General features: G+C 61.0%; 15 protein-coding genes and 1 riboswitch. Of the genes, 8 read left to right on the top strand and 7 right to left on the bottom strand.

The window, feature by feature from the left end:
• Positions 1-2 precede the first annotated feature (2 nt).
• From NKH67_RS04260 to NKH67_RS04250, 3 genes are all read right to left on the bottom strand, one after another.
• Positions 3-1,052 carry a PilN domain-containing protein gene (locus NKH67_RS04260; RefSeq protein WP_352500978.1) on the bottom strand — a complete coding sequence of 350 codons (1,050 nt, stop codon included), beginning with the start codon at positions 1,050-1,052 and terminating at the stop codon, positions 3-5.
• Between the two features lie 210 nt (positions 1,053-1,262).
• A complete protein-coding gene (locus NKH67_RS04255) occupies positions 1,263-1,925 on the bottom strand; it encodes a hypothetical protein (protein WP_352500977.1) in 663 nt (220 codons plus the stop codon).
• Positions 1,926-8,078, bottom strand: a complete 6,153-nt coding sequence (locus tag NKH67_RS04250) for an RHS repeat-associated core domain-containing protein (protein WP_352500976.1) — start codon at positions 8,076-8,078, stop codon at positions 1,926-1,928.
• Between the two features lie 959 nt (positions 8,079-9,037).
• Here NKH67_RS04250 and NKH67_RS04245 point away from each other — a divergent pair.
• Entirely contained in the window at positions 9,038-10,105 is a 1,068-nt protein-coding gene (locus NKH67_RS04245; protein WP_352470245.1) for a cyclic nucleotide-gated potassium channel, read from the top strand.
• A gap of 345 nt (positions 10,106-10,450) precedes the next feature.
• On the opposite strand, the gene NKH67_RS04240 is transcribed toward NKH67_RS04245, so the two are convergent.
• Positions 10,451-11,266, bottom strand: coding sequence for a phosphatase PAP2 family protein (locus NKH67_RS04240; protein WP_353030322.1), 816 nt, complete (start codon positions 11,264-11,266; stop codon positions 10,451-10,453).
• Positions 11,267-11,708: 442 nt separating this feature from the next.
• Between NKH67_RS04240 and NKH67_RS04235 the strand changes: the two genes are divergently transcribed.
• The 4 genes from NKH67_RS04235 (at position 11,709) to NKH67_RS04220 (ending at position 14,780) form a co-directional block, all read left to right on the top strand.
• Entirely contained in the window at positions 11,709-12,026 is a 318-nt protein-coding gene (locus NKH67_RS04235; protein WP_352470246.1) for an ArsR/SmtB family transcription factor, read from the top strand.
• Positions 12,023-12,505, top strand: a complete 483-nt coding sequence (locus NKH67_RS04230) for an SRPBCC family protein (RefSeq protein WP_352470247.1) — start codon at positions 12,023-12,025, stop codon at positions 12,503-12,505. The genes NKH67_RS04235 and NKH67_RS04230 overlap by 4 nt, the downstream gene beginning before the upstream one ends.
• A 351-nt stretch (positions 12,506-12,856) precedes the next feature.
• Complete coding sequence (mgtE, locus tag NKH67_RS04225; RefSeq protein WP_502893722.1) at positions 12,857-14,254, top strand: magnesium transporter; 1,398 nt, start codon at positions 12,857-12,859, stop codon at positions 14,252-14,254.
• A gap of 139 nt (positions 14,255-14,393) precedes the next feature.
• Positions 14,394-14,780 (top strand): MerR family transcriptional regulator, encoded by a 387-nt coding sequence (locus tag NKH67_RS04220; RefSeq protein WP_023676566.1) that lies wholly within the window; start codon positions 14,394-14,396, stop codon positions 14,778-14,780.
• A gap of 18 nt (positions 14,781-14,798) precedes the next feature.
• Here NKH67_RS04220 and NKH67_RS04215 read toward each other — a convergent pair whose 3' ends face one another.
• The 3 genes from NKH67_RS04215 to NKH67_RS04205 form a co-directional block, all read right to left on the bottom strand.
• A complete protein-coding gene (locus tag NKH67_RS04215) occupies positions 14,799-15,305 on the bottom strand; it encodes a methyltransferase family protein (protein ID WP_352470249.1) in 507 nt (168 codons plus the stop codon).
• 16 nt (positions 15,306-15,321) lie between these two features.
• The gene (locus NKH67_RS04210) at positions 15,322-16,320 is read right to left on the bottom strand and encodes a heparan-alpha-glucosaminide N-acetyltransferase (protein ID WP_352470250.1); all 999 of its coding nucleotides are present in this window, start codon (positions 16,318-16,320) and stop codon (positions 15,322-15,324) included.
• 218 nt (positions 16,321-16,538) lie between these two features.
• Complete coding sequence (locus NKH67_RS04205) at positions 16,539-16,931, bottom strand: SRPBCC family protein (protein ID WP_352470251.1); 393 nt, start codon at positions 16,929-16,931, stop codon at positions 16,539-16,541.
• Between the two features lie 123 nt (positions 16,932-17,054).
• A riboswitch (cobalamin riboswitch) is annotated at positions 17,055-17,252 on the top strand.
• Between the two features lie 36 nt (positions 17,253-17,288).
• Between NKH67_RS04205 and NKH67_RS04200 the strand changes: the two genes are divergently transcribed.
• From NKH67_RS04200 to cobU, 3 genes are read left to right on the top strand one after another with little or no spacing between them, the layout of a single operon-like run.
• Entirely contained in the window at positions 17,289-17,468 is a 180-nt protein-coding gene (locus NKH67_RS04200; protein WP_023676561.1) for a CbtB domain-containing protein, read from the top strand.
• A 15-nt stretch (positions 17,469-17,483) separates the two neighbouring features.
• Positions 17,484-18,266 (top strand): CbtA family protein, encoded by a 783-nt coding sequence (locus NKH67_RS04195; RefSeq protein ID WP_352470252.1) that lies wholly within the window; start codon positions 17,484-17,486, stop codon positions 18,264-18,266.
• Positions 18,259-18,780, top strand: a complete 522-nt coding sequence (gene cobU, locus NKH67_RS04190; protein WP_353030318.1) for a bifunctional adenosylcobinamide kinase/adenosylcobinamide-phosphate guanylyltransferase — start codon at positions 18,259-18,261, stop codon at positions 18,778-18,780. The genes NKH67_RS04195 and cobU overlap by 8 nt, the downstream gene beginning before the upstream one ends.

The following is an 18,780-nucleotide window of genomic DNA, read 5'->3' as shown; positions in this document are numbered from 1 at the left end:
TGTCAGAGCGTTCCGATCTTCGCGGTGATGGTGAAGCGCTCGCCGTCCTGGCCCGGAACTTTCACGACGGGCGCCGCGAATTCGGGCGCCGCAAACAGTGGCGATGCGTCCAGCGGTTCGATCAATTCGGCCGCCGACGTTGAAAATCCGGTGATGGTCAGCTCGCCGCCCTTTGACGAAAGGTCAGTCAACCAGGCCGTGTCGGGAAGCAGATGCGTCAGTTCGGTCCAGACCCGAACCAGCGAGGCGGATGTCTTTTTCTCGTTGCGGATCCTTTCGACCTGCTCGATGTTTGCCTGGCGTTTCTGCAGAGACGATCGCGCAGCCTTGGCCGGCACCTGGGCATCGGCGATTTGTGCGTCGAGTTCCGTGTCGGCCTGCCAGTAGCGCCATTGCGCATGGCCGAAGGTGAAAAGCGCTGCGCCGACCAAGATCGAACACGCAGCTGTCCAGGCGATCTTTGCGCGGCGCTCGCGCTTGGTCGGCGGCCAGATGGCGGCCAAGCTGAGTGGATCGGCCTGCAGCATGTTTCCAGTTTCGGACAGCAATAGGCACCTGACTGCCCCCCCGGCTCGGCGGACTGCTTCAAGGACTGCCAACAGCGTCTTGGTTTTGACGAGATGGTAGCGACAACCCTGTTCCGCATGCGCGGCGAAGGCGACGTGTACCTGCATCGGGTCGATTGGCGTTGAGGCCAGCAGGTCGAGCTCGGCCATGCTTCTCGCTTGCCGAAGCGGTAGTCGTCGGCCTGCCAGTTGTCGTGTCAGAAATAGCCCCGGCTCGATTAGGATATCGAAAGTCGGACGGTTGCGCCGGGGGCCGGTGTGCAGAAGTGCAAGAATCTCGTCCGCCGACGCATTCAGCGCCAAAGGGATGGATTGAAATTCCGACGCATTTGATTCGCGCACGCGAATACCATCGTCCGCTATGCTGATTATCCAGTCGCAGCTGTAAGATCGCTTTGGATTAAAACTAACCCGCGTCCAGGTCCCTCGCAGCTCATCGAGCCACCAGTCTAAGAAATCCAGGAATTGCTCGTTGAGTGTTGCCAAGATCAGCCGCTCGCCGCCCCAGCTGATTCTCGGCCGAGGTTTTCAGACCAAGATTACAGTTGCTTGGGTGATGCAGATATCCGTGAGAGCGCGGAGGGCCGATTAGCCACAGCTTTGTTGTCGTTTGGGTGCCACAAGCCGATCGCCCACCAAATGGCATAGGCACCGCCCTTTGTACGCGCAAGCCGACAATGCCCCGGCACAATTTCATTAGTTGGGCTGGTTTTTCGATAGGTCACGAGTCGGATCAAACGTCACGGGCCGACGGTGATTCTTCTTGTACGCAAAATACTCAATCGTAAAACTATCTTCGCGCAAAATCTCAGAGAAGACCTCTTTGTGGGGGTGACGGACCTTTATAAGAAGCCCAATTCGCAAAGCCCGAAGAATTCGGTTATTCTGATCGGCAGACGCTAGTTTATCGATTGCTTCCTGAATGGAGCCGTCGAATCCTTCGATGCAAATTCTACACAGAGATAACGTATCTCGTGTTGGCGCCAAGATAATCCATTCTATAGCAACGCATCTCACATGCAAATTCAAATCGTCCAGGCGATCTCGGATTTTCGCAATTACCTCAGAATCTGCTGAAGACATAGACATCGCAAAACTTAAAAAAACACTTCTGCGTCGTGGGATAGGACTGTCGTTAAGCTCCAATGCAACATCCCGAAGCGACGCCGGCTTCGTCCGCATCTCCTCAAGTACAAAGACACCAACGCTGTTTGCGTAGCCATTGCGTGACCTTATCAGATCTCGAACGACATCTGGGCGAAATCCTCTATTTAAATGGCCGAGCAATTTACTCGCAAGCTCCTCAGAACGATCTCCATGCAGGATCTTCTGGACTATCTGCTCAGGATCATCAGCCATCTATCGGTACCTTCTTATACTTCCGTTAACGTCCTTCAAGTAATTATATTCCTTGTTTATAATATCTTGATGCTTTATATCGCTATCGAGATCGATGCCGCTATTCATTTTTTGCTCTGCCTCGCGTTTATTTAAACTATTTTGTGTAATTCTGCTTATCTGCTCCAGCTCATCAAGTGTCGCGTTGTCAGGAATGCTTGGAAGATCGCCGTCCTTTGGGTGGTCCAATTTCCCTGACGGCGACGTAGTTATTCCCCAAGGAATATTTTGGTAATCCGGGTCTTTATATTCGTCTTCGTCTTCGTCAGCTTCATCACTGTTATGTGATATCAAGCCTTTGAGCCAATCCGTTGCGTCCTTAAAGTTCTTTTCGTATTTCGCTCTCTCCGGAGTGCCCGGTACTATATGCGGCGCCCCAAGCGTGAATAGGTCGAGCGGACTTGGCGCGCGAAAAGTAGTATCTTCGGCCGTTCGAATGCAGCCGGCGGTACAATTTTTTTTATTGCTCAGCGGGCTAGGCAAGCCATTGACCGTCTCTTTCGCCGTCTGAGAGCTGTCTGTAGCGCTTTTGCTCGCTGCTCTACTGGAATCGGCCCCTAGCGTTGGGGTGGGATCTGCACGCAGCGAATGCCCATTGTTATCGGCCTTATTGACGGGATCGTTCTGGGCATAAGCGTATCGATTTGTGCCGACGCCTTCCTTGGTTGGATCCCAGTCATCTGGCGAGATGAACCTGCCGAGCAGCGGATCCATGTACCTGGCATTGAGGTAGAGCAGTCCGGTCTCGGGATCGAAGCGCTCGCCGATATAGCTCTTCTGCGTCTGGAAGCCGGTGTTGAGGCGTTCGCCGTAGCTGGCATAGTTGGTCTGCTCGACGATGGCGCCTGAGGCATCGGTGACCATGCGCACGGAGGCCAGGTGATCGCGGTGCAGGAAGGCCTTTGTCGCGCCGGTCACCTTGACGTCGGGATGGGGATAGCGGGTGTAGATTTCGGCTCCCGGTGTCGCCGGATCGATCTCGACGGAGGCGTCGGGATAGAGCGTGGTGGCGAAGGACGAGCTTTTTTTGGCGCGCGCGCCGTCGGGTCCGTAGAACAGCGACACGGTGTTGGCGGCCTGGGTGACGGTCTTCAGGCGGTTGGCCTCGTCCCAGGCGAGCGTCCTGGTGCCGTCGGCGGTCATGTTGCCATTGGCGTCATAGGCGAGCGTCTTGGCGCCGACTGCGGTTGGAGCGTGCGGACGAGCAGCACTCGCCGCGGGATAGATATAAGTGCCGGCAACGCGGGTGCGCGAGGTCAGATTGTCGTTGGCGGCATAGACGAACGTCTCGTCGAGCGTGTTGTTGCCGGGATTGTCGCTCGAAGTCAGCCGGTCGGCCTTGTCGTAGCCATAGGTCCAGCTGTCGGAAGCGGTGAGCCCGGTCGTGCCGGTGATGCGGCCGATGAGATCGCGGGCATACTGGTCGTCGAGCAGGACCGTGGCGCCCCTGGCCGTGGTGACACGGGTGACCCAGCGCCGGGTCGGCGAATAAATGAAGGACGTCTTTACCCCATTCGCATAGGTGATCTCTTTCGTCTGGCCGTCTGCCTCGTAGATCGTCGAGGTGATGAAGCCTGAAGCCGAGAGCAGCTTGTTGCCGGCCGTATATTGCAGCGGGGCGGCCAGCGTGCCGAAGTCGAGCTGCACTGGCAGGTACTGGGTGCGCAGCGTCTGGCCGGAGGCATCGCGCACGCTGGTCGTGGTGTGGGTCAGCGTGCCGATGGTGACGTCCTGGCGCGCGAGTTTGCCAAAGCCGTCATATTTGGCGACTTGAGTCGCCGCAGGGTTGGTGGAGGTGGTGAGCTGGCCGATGTTGTAATAGCCGGCCGCCGCCTGGTCGTAGGTGTTTTGCGTCAGCGTCACCGCGCTGCCGCCGGACGCCGTTGCCGTCTTCAGGGTCAGCCGGTCCATCTGGTCATAGGCCAGGCTGGTGGCGGTGGCACGCGCATCGGTCTGGCTGGTCAGCCGGTTGGCGGCGTCATAGATGTACGACCATGCGCCGAGATCGGGATCCGTCGCGGAAAGCCGATTGCCGACCATGTCATAGCTGTAGGACCAGTTCGAGCCGCCGGGATCGCTGACCCCGATCAGCCGGCCAAGGACATCGTAGCTGCGGCCCTCGGTCAGAGCGAGCCCGCCGAGATCGCGCACGATTTGCGCGACATCGCCGCGCGTCGAGGACACGCTCTTCGACTGGCGTGTGGTCGTCGCATTGATCTGATCGGTCTGGGTCACCGCGTAAAGCCGCGGATTGGTGCCGGTGCCGCTGTCGAGGCTATGGGCAAAAATCGTCTGGCTGGCATCGGCAAAAACCGTCTTTACCAGCCGATCGGCCCAGTCATAGGAGTTCGTCGTCCACTGCGCGGTCTCGCCGACGAACCTTGGGAAGGCGGTGCGCAAGACATTGCTGCGCAGATCATACTCGGTATCGGCAATGCGCTTGGCGCCGGCCGCCGTCTCGCCGGGCGTCTCCACCCGATAGACCCGGCCGAGCCCGTCATAATAGGAGCGGACAAAATCCTCGCCCGCCCCATTGGGCAGCGGCGTCAGCTTGGCCAACGCCTGTGTCGCCGGATTGCCCTCGTTCTCGAAGCGCGTCTTGGCATAGGCGCCGGTGACGCTTTGCGAGACCTGGTAGGGCCGGCAGAACGGATCGTAGGTGAAGGTCTTGATCAGGCCGTTGAAGTCGGTCTTCGTCGCCGGCTGGCCGCAGACTGGATTGTAGGTGGCGCTCGAGACGAAGCGGGTGTCGGCGCTCTGGCCGCCGGTGGCAAAATAGCGAGGGCTGCGCTGCGTTATGGGATAGAGGTGATAGGTCGCATCATAATCCCATTCGGTCTTGTGGCCGAGGCCATTGGCGGCCGAGACCTTGTTGCCGTAGGTGTCATAGGCAAAAGTCTGGTTCACCTCCTTTTGCGGCGAGCCATAGTAATCGGAGAAGCTGCGCTTGCGGGTGACATTGCCCTTGACCGGCGGCGTGGCGTTGGCGCCGGCGTTGCCGTCATAATAGGTCTCGTCATAGCCGATATAGGGGAAGCTGGTGTCCAGCCCGGCGCGCACCGCCTGACTGCTCGCCAGCGAAACGATGTAGGCACTCGTGTTCGGCGCAAAGCTCGCCACCGTCCAGGTCTCGTCGCCGCTGACGTCGGTGCGGCCATAGTCCTTGATGCTGGTGATGTTGTTATAGGCATCGAACGCCCGCTCGACCTTCAAGGTGCGCGCAAGATTCTCGGTCAGCGTCGTGTCGGTCGCCGTGTTCTGCACGGTGTATGGCTTGGTCGCGGTGTTGACCGCATAGGTTTCGGCCACCTGCTTGTGGACGGTGCCTGCGCCATCCTTCCAGAGCGTCAGCGACGGCAGGCCGTAGCTTGCCAGGTCCTGCCGGTAGGTGGTCTCGACCTTGGAGGCCGCCGTCTCGCCATTGGCCAGCGGTTTTGTCTCGATGATCGAGGCAAAGCCCAAAAACTTGCGCGCCGCCGGATCGTATTTGCCGCCAGCATAGGCGTAGGTGCTCACCGCCGTCTGGCCGCGGCCGTCGCCGACCGAAAGCTTTGTCACCGCATGCACCACCTGCGGCAGATAGGTGTTCGCCCAGGTCGACGACGGCGCATACTCCACCGCGACGGTTCCGCCGAGCTCCGTCACCACCGACCGCAAAAGGTTCGGATTGCCGGCGCCGGGGGCCGAGATGAACATGTGGTCGGTGTAGTCGGTAAAGTCCGGCAGCCCGTCGCCGTTGAAGTCGCCTATGGCAACGCCGGCATTCATCTTGGCCGGAAGTGTGAATTCCACCGGGGTTGTCGCTGTCGAAGACGGACGCAGTGAGAAGACCCGGATCGTGTCGGCCCGCCGCGCCGTTACTGTGCCGCCGATGGTGATGACGTCCATGCGGCCATCATTGTCGAAGTCGCGAAGAATGGCGGACGTCCCCGATATTGACGAACCCTTGTATTCCTTGAAGCCGACCCCCGTGGACAGCCAGAGCTTGGCGCTGTCGTCACTGCCCCTGTAGCGGAAAATGTCTGTCGCGCCGTCGCCATTGACATCGGCCAGCGCGCAGCTGCCTGAGCCGCCAAAAGCCTGCCCCGAGCAGCCGAAGGAAAACGAGGGCTGGACCGGCTCCCAAGTACCGTTCGACAGCACGCCCTTCTTTACATCTCCGCCGCCCAAGAGCGTCTGCGCTAATAGCGGCTGCTGGTGCCCATTGCCGAGGAAATCGCCAATCCCGATATCGCCCCAGAGGCTTGAGGGGTTCACGGTATCGATACCGTCAGCGTCAGCGTCGGCGACAACAAATGAGCCGGTCGAGAGCGCGTCACACAAGGCTTCATAGCTGGCCGGCACCACGACGCCACCACCAAGGAGCGGTGGCTTACAATTGGCGTTGGTCAGCGCCAGCTGGGCGTTTGTGATGACAAACGCGCCTCGTGTCCCCGTCTGGCCGTCATTCGAAGTTGTCGCCACCGCGTCCGCAAAGTCCATCGTGCTTTTGTCTGGAAAGAACCGACCGGGCTTGGAAGAATACCTGGCGTCATAGGCGGAGTTAAGGCTCGCTGAGACTGTATCGATGAGTGCGCCATTCGAATCGAATTTGTATCTGTACTTTGTTCTACTGGCAGTTTTTTGACCGGTTGGAGATTCATTTTGCGAGGCTCTGTCGCCAAAGATTTCGTCACGACCGTCAAAGTCCAAATCGCCGACCTCGTTTGGTGCTCCCTCAATGAGCAGCAAGCCTGTGAGGAGGGAGGCATCCACCGTCGTATAGACGCCATCGGTGTTCTGGTAGGTCATCTGGCCGAGCAGCTTTGCGGTGTCTCCGCTGATGGTGCCGTCGGCGGCGATCACTGCGTCGGTGCCGAAGCGGGTGACGGCAGTCAGACGCGAGGCGTTGGAGAACGGCGCCTGGTCATAGGTCAGCTTATAGGCGCTGCGCAGCGCTCCAGAGACACTGACGCCGATCGCCTTGATGCGCTGGCTGGTCTCGGAGATGTCACGGCCATTGCCCATCAGGATCAGGTCGGGCCGTGTCTCCAGATAGAATTTTACCACCGTGCCGTTGTAGCTGATCGTGTCGGGGTAGCAGACCGGGCTCACCGGACAGGTGTAGCTGTAGGCGACGCTGTTGCCATTGGTGGCAGTGACCGAGGTCAGCAGCCAGCGGTAATTGTAGGCCAGGTCATAGGCTGGATTGGCAACTGTAGCGCCATCCTTGCCTGGGATGGTTGGGGAAAGGCTTAGATTCGCCACCGCAGCGACCGAGCGGAAGGTGGAGACGGTGCCGTCGCGATCTGTCACTTTCCATTCATTGGTGGTGCCGTTCAGCGCAATGCGGCGATAGGATTCATTCTCCGTCGCATGCGTGCCGCCGGTCGAACACGACGGCGACACCATGCCGGCCACGCAGTCGACCATCGCCTGGCCGTCGAGCAGATAGATGTCGCCAGCATCGAAGGCCGGCATGCCGTAGCCTGGGCTTGCCCGCTCGATGACGTCAAAACCGTCGAGACCCCAGGCATAGCCCAGCCAGCCCTGGTAGAGGCCGCCGATCTTGGTCTTCCGCGAGGAATTGTAGTTGAGTGCGATCGACGGCTCGATGCCATGGAAATCCGGGACATCGATGCCGATGGCATAGCCCAGATTGCCGTTGCCCGAGTTCTTCGGCAAATCCACCTTCGGCGTGCCGATCGCCTCGGGATCGCTCTCGGTGGTCGTGGTCGTCGCCAGCGTCGCCGCGGCAGGCTCCTCGGGTGCGGCTTCTGTGTCGGTCGTCTTCGCCGCCGTGCCGGTCTTGGCATCGGTGGTCTCGCTGTCGGCCGGCTTGCCGTCGACCTTGGCTGCCGCGTCCGGGCTCTCGCCCGCCGCAGCACCGTTTCCCGTACCTGCTGCAGGTGTTTGGTCCGACGAAGAGCCGGTCGTGGAAGCGTCGCTGCCCGAGCCAAATGCCGCCCCGCCATTGCCGAAGCCGCTACTCGGGCCAGCATCCGGCGACGTCCCTTGCGCCTCCTGCGCAAAAGCCGCCATCCCTGCGGAGCTGCTAATATAAGAAACGAAAGATGTATCTGCGCCGAAGACACCGGCGGCAAGCAATGCCGCGCCAACAAGCAACTTGTTCATGATTCCCCCGAGCCCAAGTTGCTTAGTTCTACTCAATCGTCATCAAACGAATACGACACCGCGTCGTCATGGTTGGAATATCCACAGGGAAATTTTTAAGAGAGGTGAGCGTATGAGAGATTGTCTCTGAACAACCAGGACGCCCTAAGCCGATCTGCGGGCGCCATCAGCCGCTGTTTTGATTGATCAGCCATGGCAGCGCAGACATTGCCCTTACGAAGGTCGCTGACGCTCACGCGCAAGTTCCGAAAGAAACTGCGGAGGACCAGGGGCGCGGGGCTCGTTTCGTCTAGACCGGCGCCCCAGGCATCCTCTCCGTTAGCGCCGGTTAGCGGACGGGCGATGCTCCAAGCTTCGAGATTGAGCCATTACGAGCTTAAATATCGGCTCCGCATTGAGCGATACAGATTGAGATACAAACTGTGATACAATCCGGAACGGAAATGTCAGAAAAACGTTTTTAAATCAACACGAGAACCGGTGCGGCGATGCTTCTCGACCGCACCATTACATTCGAAAGCGGAACCTCCAACCCGTTGAATTCGGGCACGGCGGGGAGCGTCCTTGTCAGGGCGCGAGGCTTTTTGCCTGGTTGCGATCACGAATGTGGCCCAGTGGAAGCAATCGGCGCGCGGAGCCATCTATGCGGTTGGCGTGCAAACTATTCGCGCACCAGGCGTCCGGTCGCCCACCAGATCACCGACACAACAACGATCGGTGCGTAGCCGTACACGGCATAGTGCCAGCCAGTGAACACCAATCCGTACAGGATCATGGCTGCAAAGGTCCAACCGAGAACGAGCCGGCGCTGGGTGTGGCTCGAGGGGCAGCTCGATCTCGACGCTGATCGGATGGTTCATGGCCTATGGTCCAGCGACGATCGCAGCGAAAATAAGCACCTTTGCGCTTGCCTTGAAGGCATCCTATTCTGGCGGGTAGTATCCGCTCGTGGGCATAGAATGTCGGTGCTGCCTTTCTTAAGAATTTACGCGCCGCTCAACGCGGTGCTGGCCGCGACTGGGCTTGTGGCGGTGGCTACGCTCACGACACCGGACCTGTCCGGACGAAGCAGACTGGCTTTGGCTGCCGTGCTCGCGGTCATTTGGGGCGTCTATCTCCTGGAATTGGCCGAGAAACTGCTCAAGCGCCGGGCGGGAGACGTTCGGGACAGGACGCCGGCAATCGCCATTGATGTGCTCGCGGTTTTGGTTCCACTCGCCGCATTTCTGCTCGTCGGCACGCCCGACCGGAGCCTCTACTGTGCTGTCTGGCTGCTGAAACCGCTGCGCGATTCAACTTTCTTCCCGCTGCTGGGCAGAATCCTGACCAACGAAGCGCGCAACCTGATCGGCGTCGCCACGGTCTTCGGCATCGTTCTTTTCGGTTTTGCGCTCGCAGCCTATGTCATCGAGCGCGACGTCCAACCGCAACAGTTCGGCAGCATCCCCCAGGCAATGTGGTGGGCGGTGGTCACGCTGTCCACCACCGGCTATGGCGACGCTATTCCGGAAAGCTTCGCCGGCCGCGTCCTTGCCGGGGCGGTCATGATGAGTGGCATCGGCATCTTCGCGCTCTGGGCTGGCATTCTTGCCACCGGCTTTTATCAAGAAGTCCGTCGCGAGGATTTCGTCCGCAATTGGCAATTGGTCGCCGCCGTGCCGTTGTTTCAGAAGCTCGGCCCGGCCACACTAGTCGAGATCGTGCGCGCATTACGACCTCGCATCGTGCCGGCGGGCGCTGTGATCTGCCGCAATGGCGAGACCGGTGACCAGATGTTCTTCGTCGTGGAGGGGCGCGTCAGCGTCGCGACGCCGAACCCGGTGGATCTGGGCCCTGGCGCCTTCTTCGGCGAGATGGCGCTGATCACCGGCGAACCGCGCTCGGCGACCGTCAGCGCCACAACGGTGGTCTCACTCCTGTCGCTACACTCGGCGGATTTCCAGATGCTGTGCAGCAGCAGCCCGGAGATCGCAGAAACCATCCGCAAGACCGCGCTCGAGCGGCGCGGCGCGGCAGCTAAGGGTTGACCGTACTAGGTGTTCGTCAGAGGAGGATGTGATGGCAAGGCTGCCAGCTGCCTGCCGATGGTGGCTGGCTGGAACTACATGCTTTGCCGCTGCCGACCCATCCTCAATACAAATCGCCACGGAATCGTAGAAAAATGCTTTAAAAATCAACGCGGGAGGCGTTGCGGCGCTGCATCTCGACCGCACCATTAAATTCGAAAGCGGAATCTCTTGCCCGTTGAAATTCGAGCACGGCAGGGAGCGTCCATGTCGGGGCACGTGCTTTTTGCCTGATTGCGGTCGCGAGTTTGGCTTATGCGAAGTGGCCATCGGTAGGCATGGCCATCTATCGACAAGCGCACATAACTATTCGCGCACCAGGCGTCCGGTCGCCCACCAGATCACCGATACAACAACGATCGATGCGTAGCCGTCCACGGCATAGTGCCAGCCGGTGAACACCGATCCGTACAGGATCAGGGCTGCAAAGGTCCAACCCAGAACGCCAAGCCAGCGATTGATCGATGACAGCAAATAGGCGTTCAATGCGGCAAAGGCGACATGCATGCTTGGCATGGCCGAGATGCCGCCGCCAAGACTTGGCCGGCCGCTTTGGTAAGCCATCAGGAGATATGCCGCGGGTTCCCGCACCATGTAACTATGGTCCAGCCTGTCCAAGGCCACATTCAATCCGTGGAAGCGATCCACGCCGACAAAGTGGTGGTAGTAAACCGGTCCGACCGATGCCAGCGCCACGGCCAAGACCGTTCCGAGGACGGACAACGTCAGCGCTGCTGCGCAGAGATAGCGGATGCGGGCAATCTCGTCCGACCAGAGCGACACGAAAAGGATGGCGCCGAACCACTGGTAAAACCAAATGACTTCATAGCTGTTGAAGACGACGAACGACCAATTGTTGCTGTCGAGCTTATGGACGATCTCCCATGGCGGCATCCCGTGCAGCCATTCATCAGCGTCGGCCAACCAGTTGTCGGCATAGTATGGGACGACGGACGGGATGGCGATCTTGTAGGTAGAGAACGCGGTCAAGCTGGCAAAGAAGAACAGCAGCACCAGCAGACAACCGCGCCAGCGCCCTTGAACCAAATCCAGTGCGTAGCGAACCGGTTGCCGCCGGCCATGGATTAGCGCGGCACAGCAGACGCCGCCGATAAACAACACCGGAATGCCAACAAGAAACTTGTGAGAATAGATTAAGGCGGACGTATAGAATATTTCTGGATATAATGCAGATGCGCCTAAAACGTATGTCGCCATGAACAAGGAGAGGCGCAATTGCCATATGGCGGAGGGCCTGTAGCGAGAGGCTTCCGTGGTTAGGGCCAAACCAATTTACCTGTTCTTAACGTTTCGCCGGAGAGACACATACACCGGTAAGGTAAAAACCTTGCTGCCAGGTTTACTTTTCGCCGGTGGTCGACATTTGCCGGCCGGCCCGCATGCGGTGGATCGATTCCCTGAGCAGTCTTGCATCCGCATCGCTGTCCATGCCCCCGCGTGAAGGAATTGCCCCGGAGCCTCGGGGCCGAGCCGGCCGGTTGCTTGAACACGGGCCCGCCACGCCCTCGGTTGACTTATCATAAGTTTTAGCTTATCATAAGTCATGATTTATGATTATGCAGGAATGGTGGCCTTGGCCGATCCGACGCGCCGCAAGGTGTTCGAGCTCATCGCCGATCGGCCACGCTCGGTCATCGATCTGACGCGAGTGCTTCCGGTCTCGCAGCCGGCGGTATCGCAGCACCTCAAGGTTTTGAAGCAAGCCCGGCTGGTCCGCGCAGAGCCGAAAGGTGCCAGCAACATCTATCATCTCGACCCGCATGGGCTTGGCGAGATGCGCGCCTGGCTCGACCGCATGTGGGGCGATGCGCTCGACGCCTTCAAACGGGAAGTCGACAACAGCAAGGAGAAGAGGAAATGACGACCATGATCAAGCCCGCGCCGGTCAGGAAGTCGGTGACCGTGGAGGTGCCGCTCGACAAGGCATTCGATGTGTTCACCACAGGATTCGGGCGCTGGTGGCCGGCTTCGCACTCGATCGGCAAATCCGCCCTGACGACCGCGGTGATCGAACCGAAAGCCGGCGGCCGCTGGTACGAGATCGGCGAGGATGGGTCACAATGCGATTGGGGCGAGGTTCTCGCCTGGGATCCGCCGTCCAGGCTGACGCTCGCCTGGCGCATTGGAGCCGGCTGGCGCTACGATCCGGCATTGCTGACCGAAGTCGAGATCCGCTTTGTCGCGCTCGGCGAGAACGCGACGCGCGTGGAACTCGAGCACAGGCTTCTGGAGAACATGGGCGAAACCGCAGAGGCGATGCGCGAGGCCTTCGAATCGGAGGGTGGCTGGAGCGGTCTCCTGGAGCGCTATGCGGCTGAGGCCAAGCGCCACGCCACCTGATCGGGAAGCCGTTAAGTCCAATATCCAGCGAGGCCGTCGCACCGTCGGCCTCGCCGTTTTTGAATCAGTGTCGATCTGCCCATCTGGTTGACCGGGGCGGGGAGATACGCTGCCCTTTACCTGCCGCCGCGAAGGTTTGCAGCGCCGCAGGTTTGTAGAACGTCCTCTCCTCCTACCATCCGGTATGCGCCGCGTCGTTTGGACGCGCGAACGGCGCTGTAGCAATTTGTCGTTGTGCATGGTCCTTTCGCAAAATCGATTCCGATTGTCAGGATCATGGTCTAGACCTGACAGGCACCTTATCCGGAAATCCGATGGCGGGAGGCGCTGGTGGAAGGCCAGGACGAACAGATGACCGGCGCCAGGGCGGCTGAGGAGCGCCGCGCCGACATCTATGACGAGGACGGCGTCATCCTGTCATCGTTCCTCGCCCAGATCGGTGCCGCGATCGCCGATCGCGATACGCTGACGCTGAAGCGCGAAGTCGACGATCTGCACCAGTCGGAACTCGGCCACCTGCTCGAGGCCCTGCACCCGGAACAGCGACGCACGCTGGTCGAATTGCTGGGCAAGGATTTCGATTTTTCCGCGCTGACCGAGGTTGACGAGGCGATCCGCCGCGACATCGTCGACAGTCTGCCCAATGCGCAGATCGCCCAGGCGGTGCAGGATCTCGATTCCGATGACGCGGTCTACATTCTCGAAGACCTCGACCAGGAGGACCAGGACGAGATCCTGTCGCAGCTGCCGTTCACCGAGCGGATCAGGCTGCGGCGTTCGCTTGACTATCCCGAAGAGACCGCCGGCCGCCGCATGCAGACCGAGTTCGTCGCGGTGCCGCCGTTCTGGACGATCGGCCAGACCATCGACTACATGCGCGAGGACAACAATCTTCCCGACCGTTTCAGCCAGATATTCGTCATCGATCCGAGCTTCAAGCTGCTCGGCGCCATCGACCTCGACCAGATCCTGCGTACCAAGCGCTCGGTCAAGGTCGAAGAGGTCATGCATGAGACCAGGCATGCCATCCCGGCCACCATGGACCAGGAGGAGGCGGCACGCGAATTCGAACAATACGATCTTCTGTCCGCCGCCGTCGTCGACGAGAACGAGCGGCTGGTCGGCGTGCTGACCATCGACGACGTCGTCGACGTCATCCAGCAGGAGGCCGAGGAAGATCTGCTGCGCATGGGCGGCGTCGGCGACGAAGAACTCTCGGACAGCATCTTTTCGACCTCGCGCTCGCGCGTGCCCTGGCTGCTGGTCAATCTTTTGACGGCTTTCCTGGCGGCCTCGGTGATCGGCCTGTTCGACCGCACCATCGAGCATATCGTGGCGCTGGCGGTGCTGATGCCGATCGTCGCCGGCATGGGCGGCAATGCCGGCTCGCAGACCATGACGGTCACGGTGCGGGCGCTGGCGACCAGGGACCTCGACATCTACAATGCCGGCCGCATCATCCGCCGCGAAATCGGGGTGGGCTTCATCAACGGCATCATCTTTGCCATCCTGATCGGCCTCGTCGCTGCTGCCTGGTTCCACGATCGCAATCTCGGCGGCATCATTGCGGCTGCGATGATCATCAATATGTTCGTGGCGGCTCTGGCGGGCATCCTTATCCCGCTGCTGCTCGACCGCTTCAAGATCGATCCGGCTGTGGCTTCGGCGGTTTTCGTCACCACGGTCACCGATGTCGTCGGTTTCTTTGCCTTTCTCGGGCTCGCCACATGGTGGTTCGGCGTGCGCTGAACGTCACCTCAATTGACTTTTACGTAAATGCCATGCGAGGCTTTGAAAGGTGCCTTGTCCGCCGATTCTGGTACGCGCCTGGGCGCCGGCGGCGCCGGCCAGTTGGAACTCGCGGCGTGGCCGGGGCATTGGAGTGACGATGCGGGAATATTATTCGATCACGGAGCTGACCCGCGAATTCGACGTGTCGACGCGGACGTTGCGCTTCTATGAGGACGAAGGGCTGGTGCAGCCGGTAAGACGCGGCCGCACGCGGCTGTTCCGTCCGTCGGACCGGCATCTCATCCGCCAGATCATGCGGGGAAAAAGACTCGGCTTCTCGATCAACGAGATCCGCGAGATCATCCAGATGTACAGGGAGCCGCCCGGCGAGGTAGGCCAGCTCAAACTGATGATCAAGCGCATCGAGGAAAAGCGCGAGGATCTTCGCCAGAAACGCCGCGACCTCGAAGAGACCCTGGCAGAGCTCGACCAGGCCGAGGAATCCTGCGTCGAGCGGCTGGTGGAGCTCGGCGTCACCACCTAAGCCGGTGTCAGCCTCGGCTCAAATCCAGCGCCGCACCCTTTTGGCGTAGTCCCGGTATTTCTTGCCGAATTTGGCCGTCAGCACCTTCTCCTCGCTCTCGATCGTCAGCTTCTGCGTCAGGAACGCCGCGATGACTGCCAGCGGCAGGAACCAGGCGATCCCAGTGACAAAGGCGAGGCTGACCAGCAGCAGCGTGTTGGCGAGGTAGATCGGGTTGCGGCTGACGGCGAAGGGTCCGGTGGTCACCAGATGGTCAGGCACGCCGTTCGGGTTGAGCGTCGTCTTGGCGCGGATCATGGTGCGGATTGCCGTGAACCAGAGCGCGGCAACCGCCACCAACCCCACAAGGCCGGCGGCGAACAGGATGTCGCCGAGAAGATCGCCGATCCACGGCAGCGGATAGAACAGCCCTAGCGCGACGCTGACGATGATGGCAGCGATATAGATCAGCGGCGGCCATGGGATGTGCCCCAGCTTCGGCTGCCCAGGATTTTGCTGCATGGGTTTCGGGTGACTGTCGCTCATTATTGTCCTCCCTCGATTAGCGCGTTCCCGGTTCCGCCGCCTCGGTTTGGGCGGTGCAGGTGCCGGCGAGCTCGCCAATATGCGCCTTCCACTCCGGGGACTGGTCGTCGCTGTAGAGCCGGTCAAGCGAGGCTTCGCCCTGGAGAGTGTCCAGCATGCAGGCACAATAGCTGGAGCAGAACTCGGTGTCGCGTGCCTGCTCGCAGGATATCTGGCAGGATTTCAGAAAACGCACCTCCCTGGTTTCGGCCTGCGCCGGCATGAATTGCGAAAACAGCCAGACCGAGCCGATCAGCACCGGCTGATGGATCAGATAGAAAGCAAGGCTGTGCCGGCCGATGAAGACCAGCGGATTTGCCCAGCGGCCGGGCGCCAATGCCGACAGCCGCGTCAGCGCGCCGGAGGTGGCAGCGAGCTTGGTAACCGCGATGCCGGCAAGTACGGCGCCGAACCAGGGCAGCAGCGGAACGTAGTCGTTGGAGCGCGGGTTGGTCGCCGACAGGCCGACCCACCACAAAGCCGGATGATCGAAAAGCTCGGATCGCAGGTAGAAAGGCGCGGCAATAGCGAGGGCCGCCACGGCAAGCGTCAGCAGCGCCGGCAGGCGCAGGAACGCCAGGCCGAGCAGGCTGGCGAGCGCGATCTCATGCAATATGCCGAAGAAGATGAAGCCGTCGGGCGTGGCGATGCGGGTGACCAGCGATATTGCGAGCGCTGCCCCGGCAACCATGGCGAAGCGCTTCCAGAAGCCGGTCCAGCGGATTTTTTTGCCATGGGCGAGATAGAGGCTGATGCCGACCAGGAACAGGAAGCTCGAGGCGATGCAGCGCGCGTAGATTTTCCACCAGCCGAAGGCGGTGAGGCCGGGATCGGTGTAGCCGAAGAATTCGAGGTCCCAGGTGAAATGATAGCTCGCCATGGCAAGCAAAGCGATGCCGCGTGCAATGTCGATAACGGCGATGCGCTTCGACTTCGGTTGATCCTGAACGGCTGCGGTCGGCGTGTCGATGCTCATGGTTTCGCTGTCTTGGTTCAGCCCCGGCAAGACGACTATCACGGTTGCCACCGTCAAAAGAAGCAGGGCCTTGCGTCGCGTTGGCGCCGGTCGGCATCAGGGCTGCTTTAGGCCAGAGCCGGAAAGCCTTTGGCCGGCGTGCTGGCGTTCTTCGCCCTGGGCGCGGTTTTCGCGACGCTCGGGCTGCTGGCGGTGGCCTGCGGCTTCGTCACCTGGCGTTATCTGCCCAAATCGCTTTGATGTGCGAGCGCCGCATGGCGCTCGCGCACCCAGTTGTGGAAGCGGTGCAAGTCGTATTCCTCGGGCATCAGCACGCCGGTCTTATGGCGCATCGAGCGCAGGCCCATCTGGTTGACCTCGCAGATATCAGCATCCTCCTCCAGCACCTGGGTACCGAACGCGACGATGTTGTCGATATCGGCGGCCGGATCGGCGAGCGCTTCGCGTCGCGGCAGACGAGCAGCCAGTTGCGATACCAGATCGCCTCGAGATCGCGCTGATAGGCTGCGATGTCCCAATAGGCTGTTTGACGGCAGCGTCGGCTCGGGCCGCGTCAGGCCGTTGTAGGGATCGCTTGTTCGGGCTGGGTTGCATGCCGGCTTCCTCCCCATCCGCCAGCCGACACCCGGCTGCGAAAATTGTCAATCGCGGCGCCGGTCTGCGAACTTGGCGAGGCGGCGCATTCGCCACACGATCCGGCGGAATTTGGTTTGCCGGGCGCGGCGATTCTGCCTATAGTCGCTGATGTCGTCGGTTCCGTTTGGAACCAAGAGGGAATGCGGTGCGGGCGAAATTGTTTGCCCAATGCCGTGGCTGCCCCCGCAACTGTGTGCGGTAGTCCTCTCCATATGCCACTGAAGGTTCGCCTTCGGGAAGGTGGGGAAGGGCGCTGATCCGCGAGCCAGGAGACCTGCCGGCGACAGGAAACTGACTTCTATGCCCTCGGGTGGAGGGCGAAAGGACAAGACATGAATACCGCTTCCGTTTCGCTCGGCGCTTCCGCCTCCTCGCAGTCGCGTCTCATGCAGCTGGCGCTTGCTGCATTCCTCGGCATTTTCGTCATGGGCTTTGTCGGCTTCTCGCATATCGATGCGGTCCACAATGCCGCGCACGACTATCGCCATTCGATGGGCTTTCCCTGCCACTGACAAGGGGCTGACATCATGACACTGTTTCGCAACGTCGTGTTCATCGCGGCGATCGCAGGGCTTGTGGCCGGCGTGGCTCTCGCCTGCATGCAAGCCTATGCCACGGTGCCGCTCATCCTGAAGGCGGAAATCTACGAACAGGCCGGCGGCGGCCATGACCATGCCGCGGCACCTGCGGCACCGGCCGAAAACGCCGCGGGCACGACGGCTATGAGCAGCGCCGCGCCGGCACCGGCTGAAGCAATGGCTCCGGCGGAAGGCGAAGGCTGGGCGCCGGCCGACGGTTTCGAACGCTTCGCCTTCAGCGTCGTTGCCAATATCGTCACCGGCATCGGCTTCGCGCTGGTCCTGGTTGCGGTTTCGGAATTCGCCGGCGGCATCGGCAACTGGCGCCAGGGCGTGTTCTGGGGGCTTGCCGGCTTTGCCGTGTTCACGCTGGCGCCGGGCCTCGGCCTGCCGCCGGAATTGCCGGCGATGCCGGCGGCCGACCTTGTCCAACGCCAGATCTGGTGGTGGGCAACAGTGGTGGCGACCGCCGCCGGGCTCGGCCTTATCGCCTTCCGCAGATCGTTGCCGCTGGCGATCCTTGCCGTAGCGTTGATCATGGCGCCGCATATTGTCGGCGCGCCGCAGCCCGATAGCTTCGAGACCGCGATCCCGGAAGGCCTGCACCACCAGTTCGTGGTGGCGGTGACGCTGACCAATCTGGTGTTCTGGCTGGTGCTCGGCGCGGTCGTCGGCGTGGTGCGCGGACGCTTCACGGGCACGGCGACCAGCCTGCGCGACAGCTTTGCCTGACCGCGCTGCCGGGGCACTGACCCTGGTCATCGGCGGTGGGGGCTCCGCCAAGAGCGCGCATGCCGAGAGCCTGGTGACGGTCGGCCCGCCGCCTTGGAGCTATATCGCCACGGCGCAAGCCTATGACGAGGAGATGCGCCAGCGCATCGCGCTGCACCGCTCGCGCCGCGGCGCCGGCTGGACGACCATCGATGCGCCGCTCGACCTTGCCGGCGCGATCGGAGCGCTGCCTGACGGCCAGCCGGTGCTGATCGATTGCCTGACGCTGTGGCTGACCAACCATATGCTGGCCGACCATGATGTCGAGGCCGAATGCCGGAGGCTGGCCGATGTGCTGTCGCGGCCGCGTGGGCCGTGGTTCGTGGTGTCCAACGAGGTCGGCCAGGGCATCGTGCCGGACAATGCGCTGGCAAGACGGTTTCGCGATGCCGCCGGCCGGCTGAACCAGGACGTCGCGGCCGTTGCCGGCACCGTGCTTTTGATGGTGGCGGGGCTGCCGCTCAAGGTGAAATGA

The organism is Mesorhizobium sp. M0968, assembly GCF_040319065.1.
Taxonomy (GTDB): domain Bacteria; phylum Pseudomonadota; class Alphaproteobacteria; order Rhizobiales; family Rhizobiaceae; genus Mesorhizobium.
Note: the sequence above shows the minus strand (reverse complement) of the source record. Positions and strands in the feature narration are given on the sequence as shown.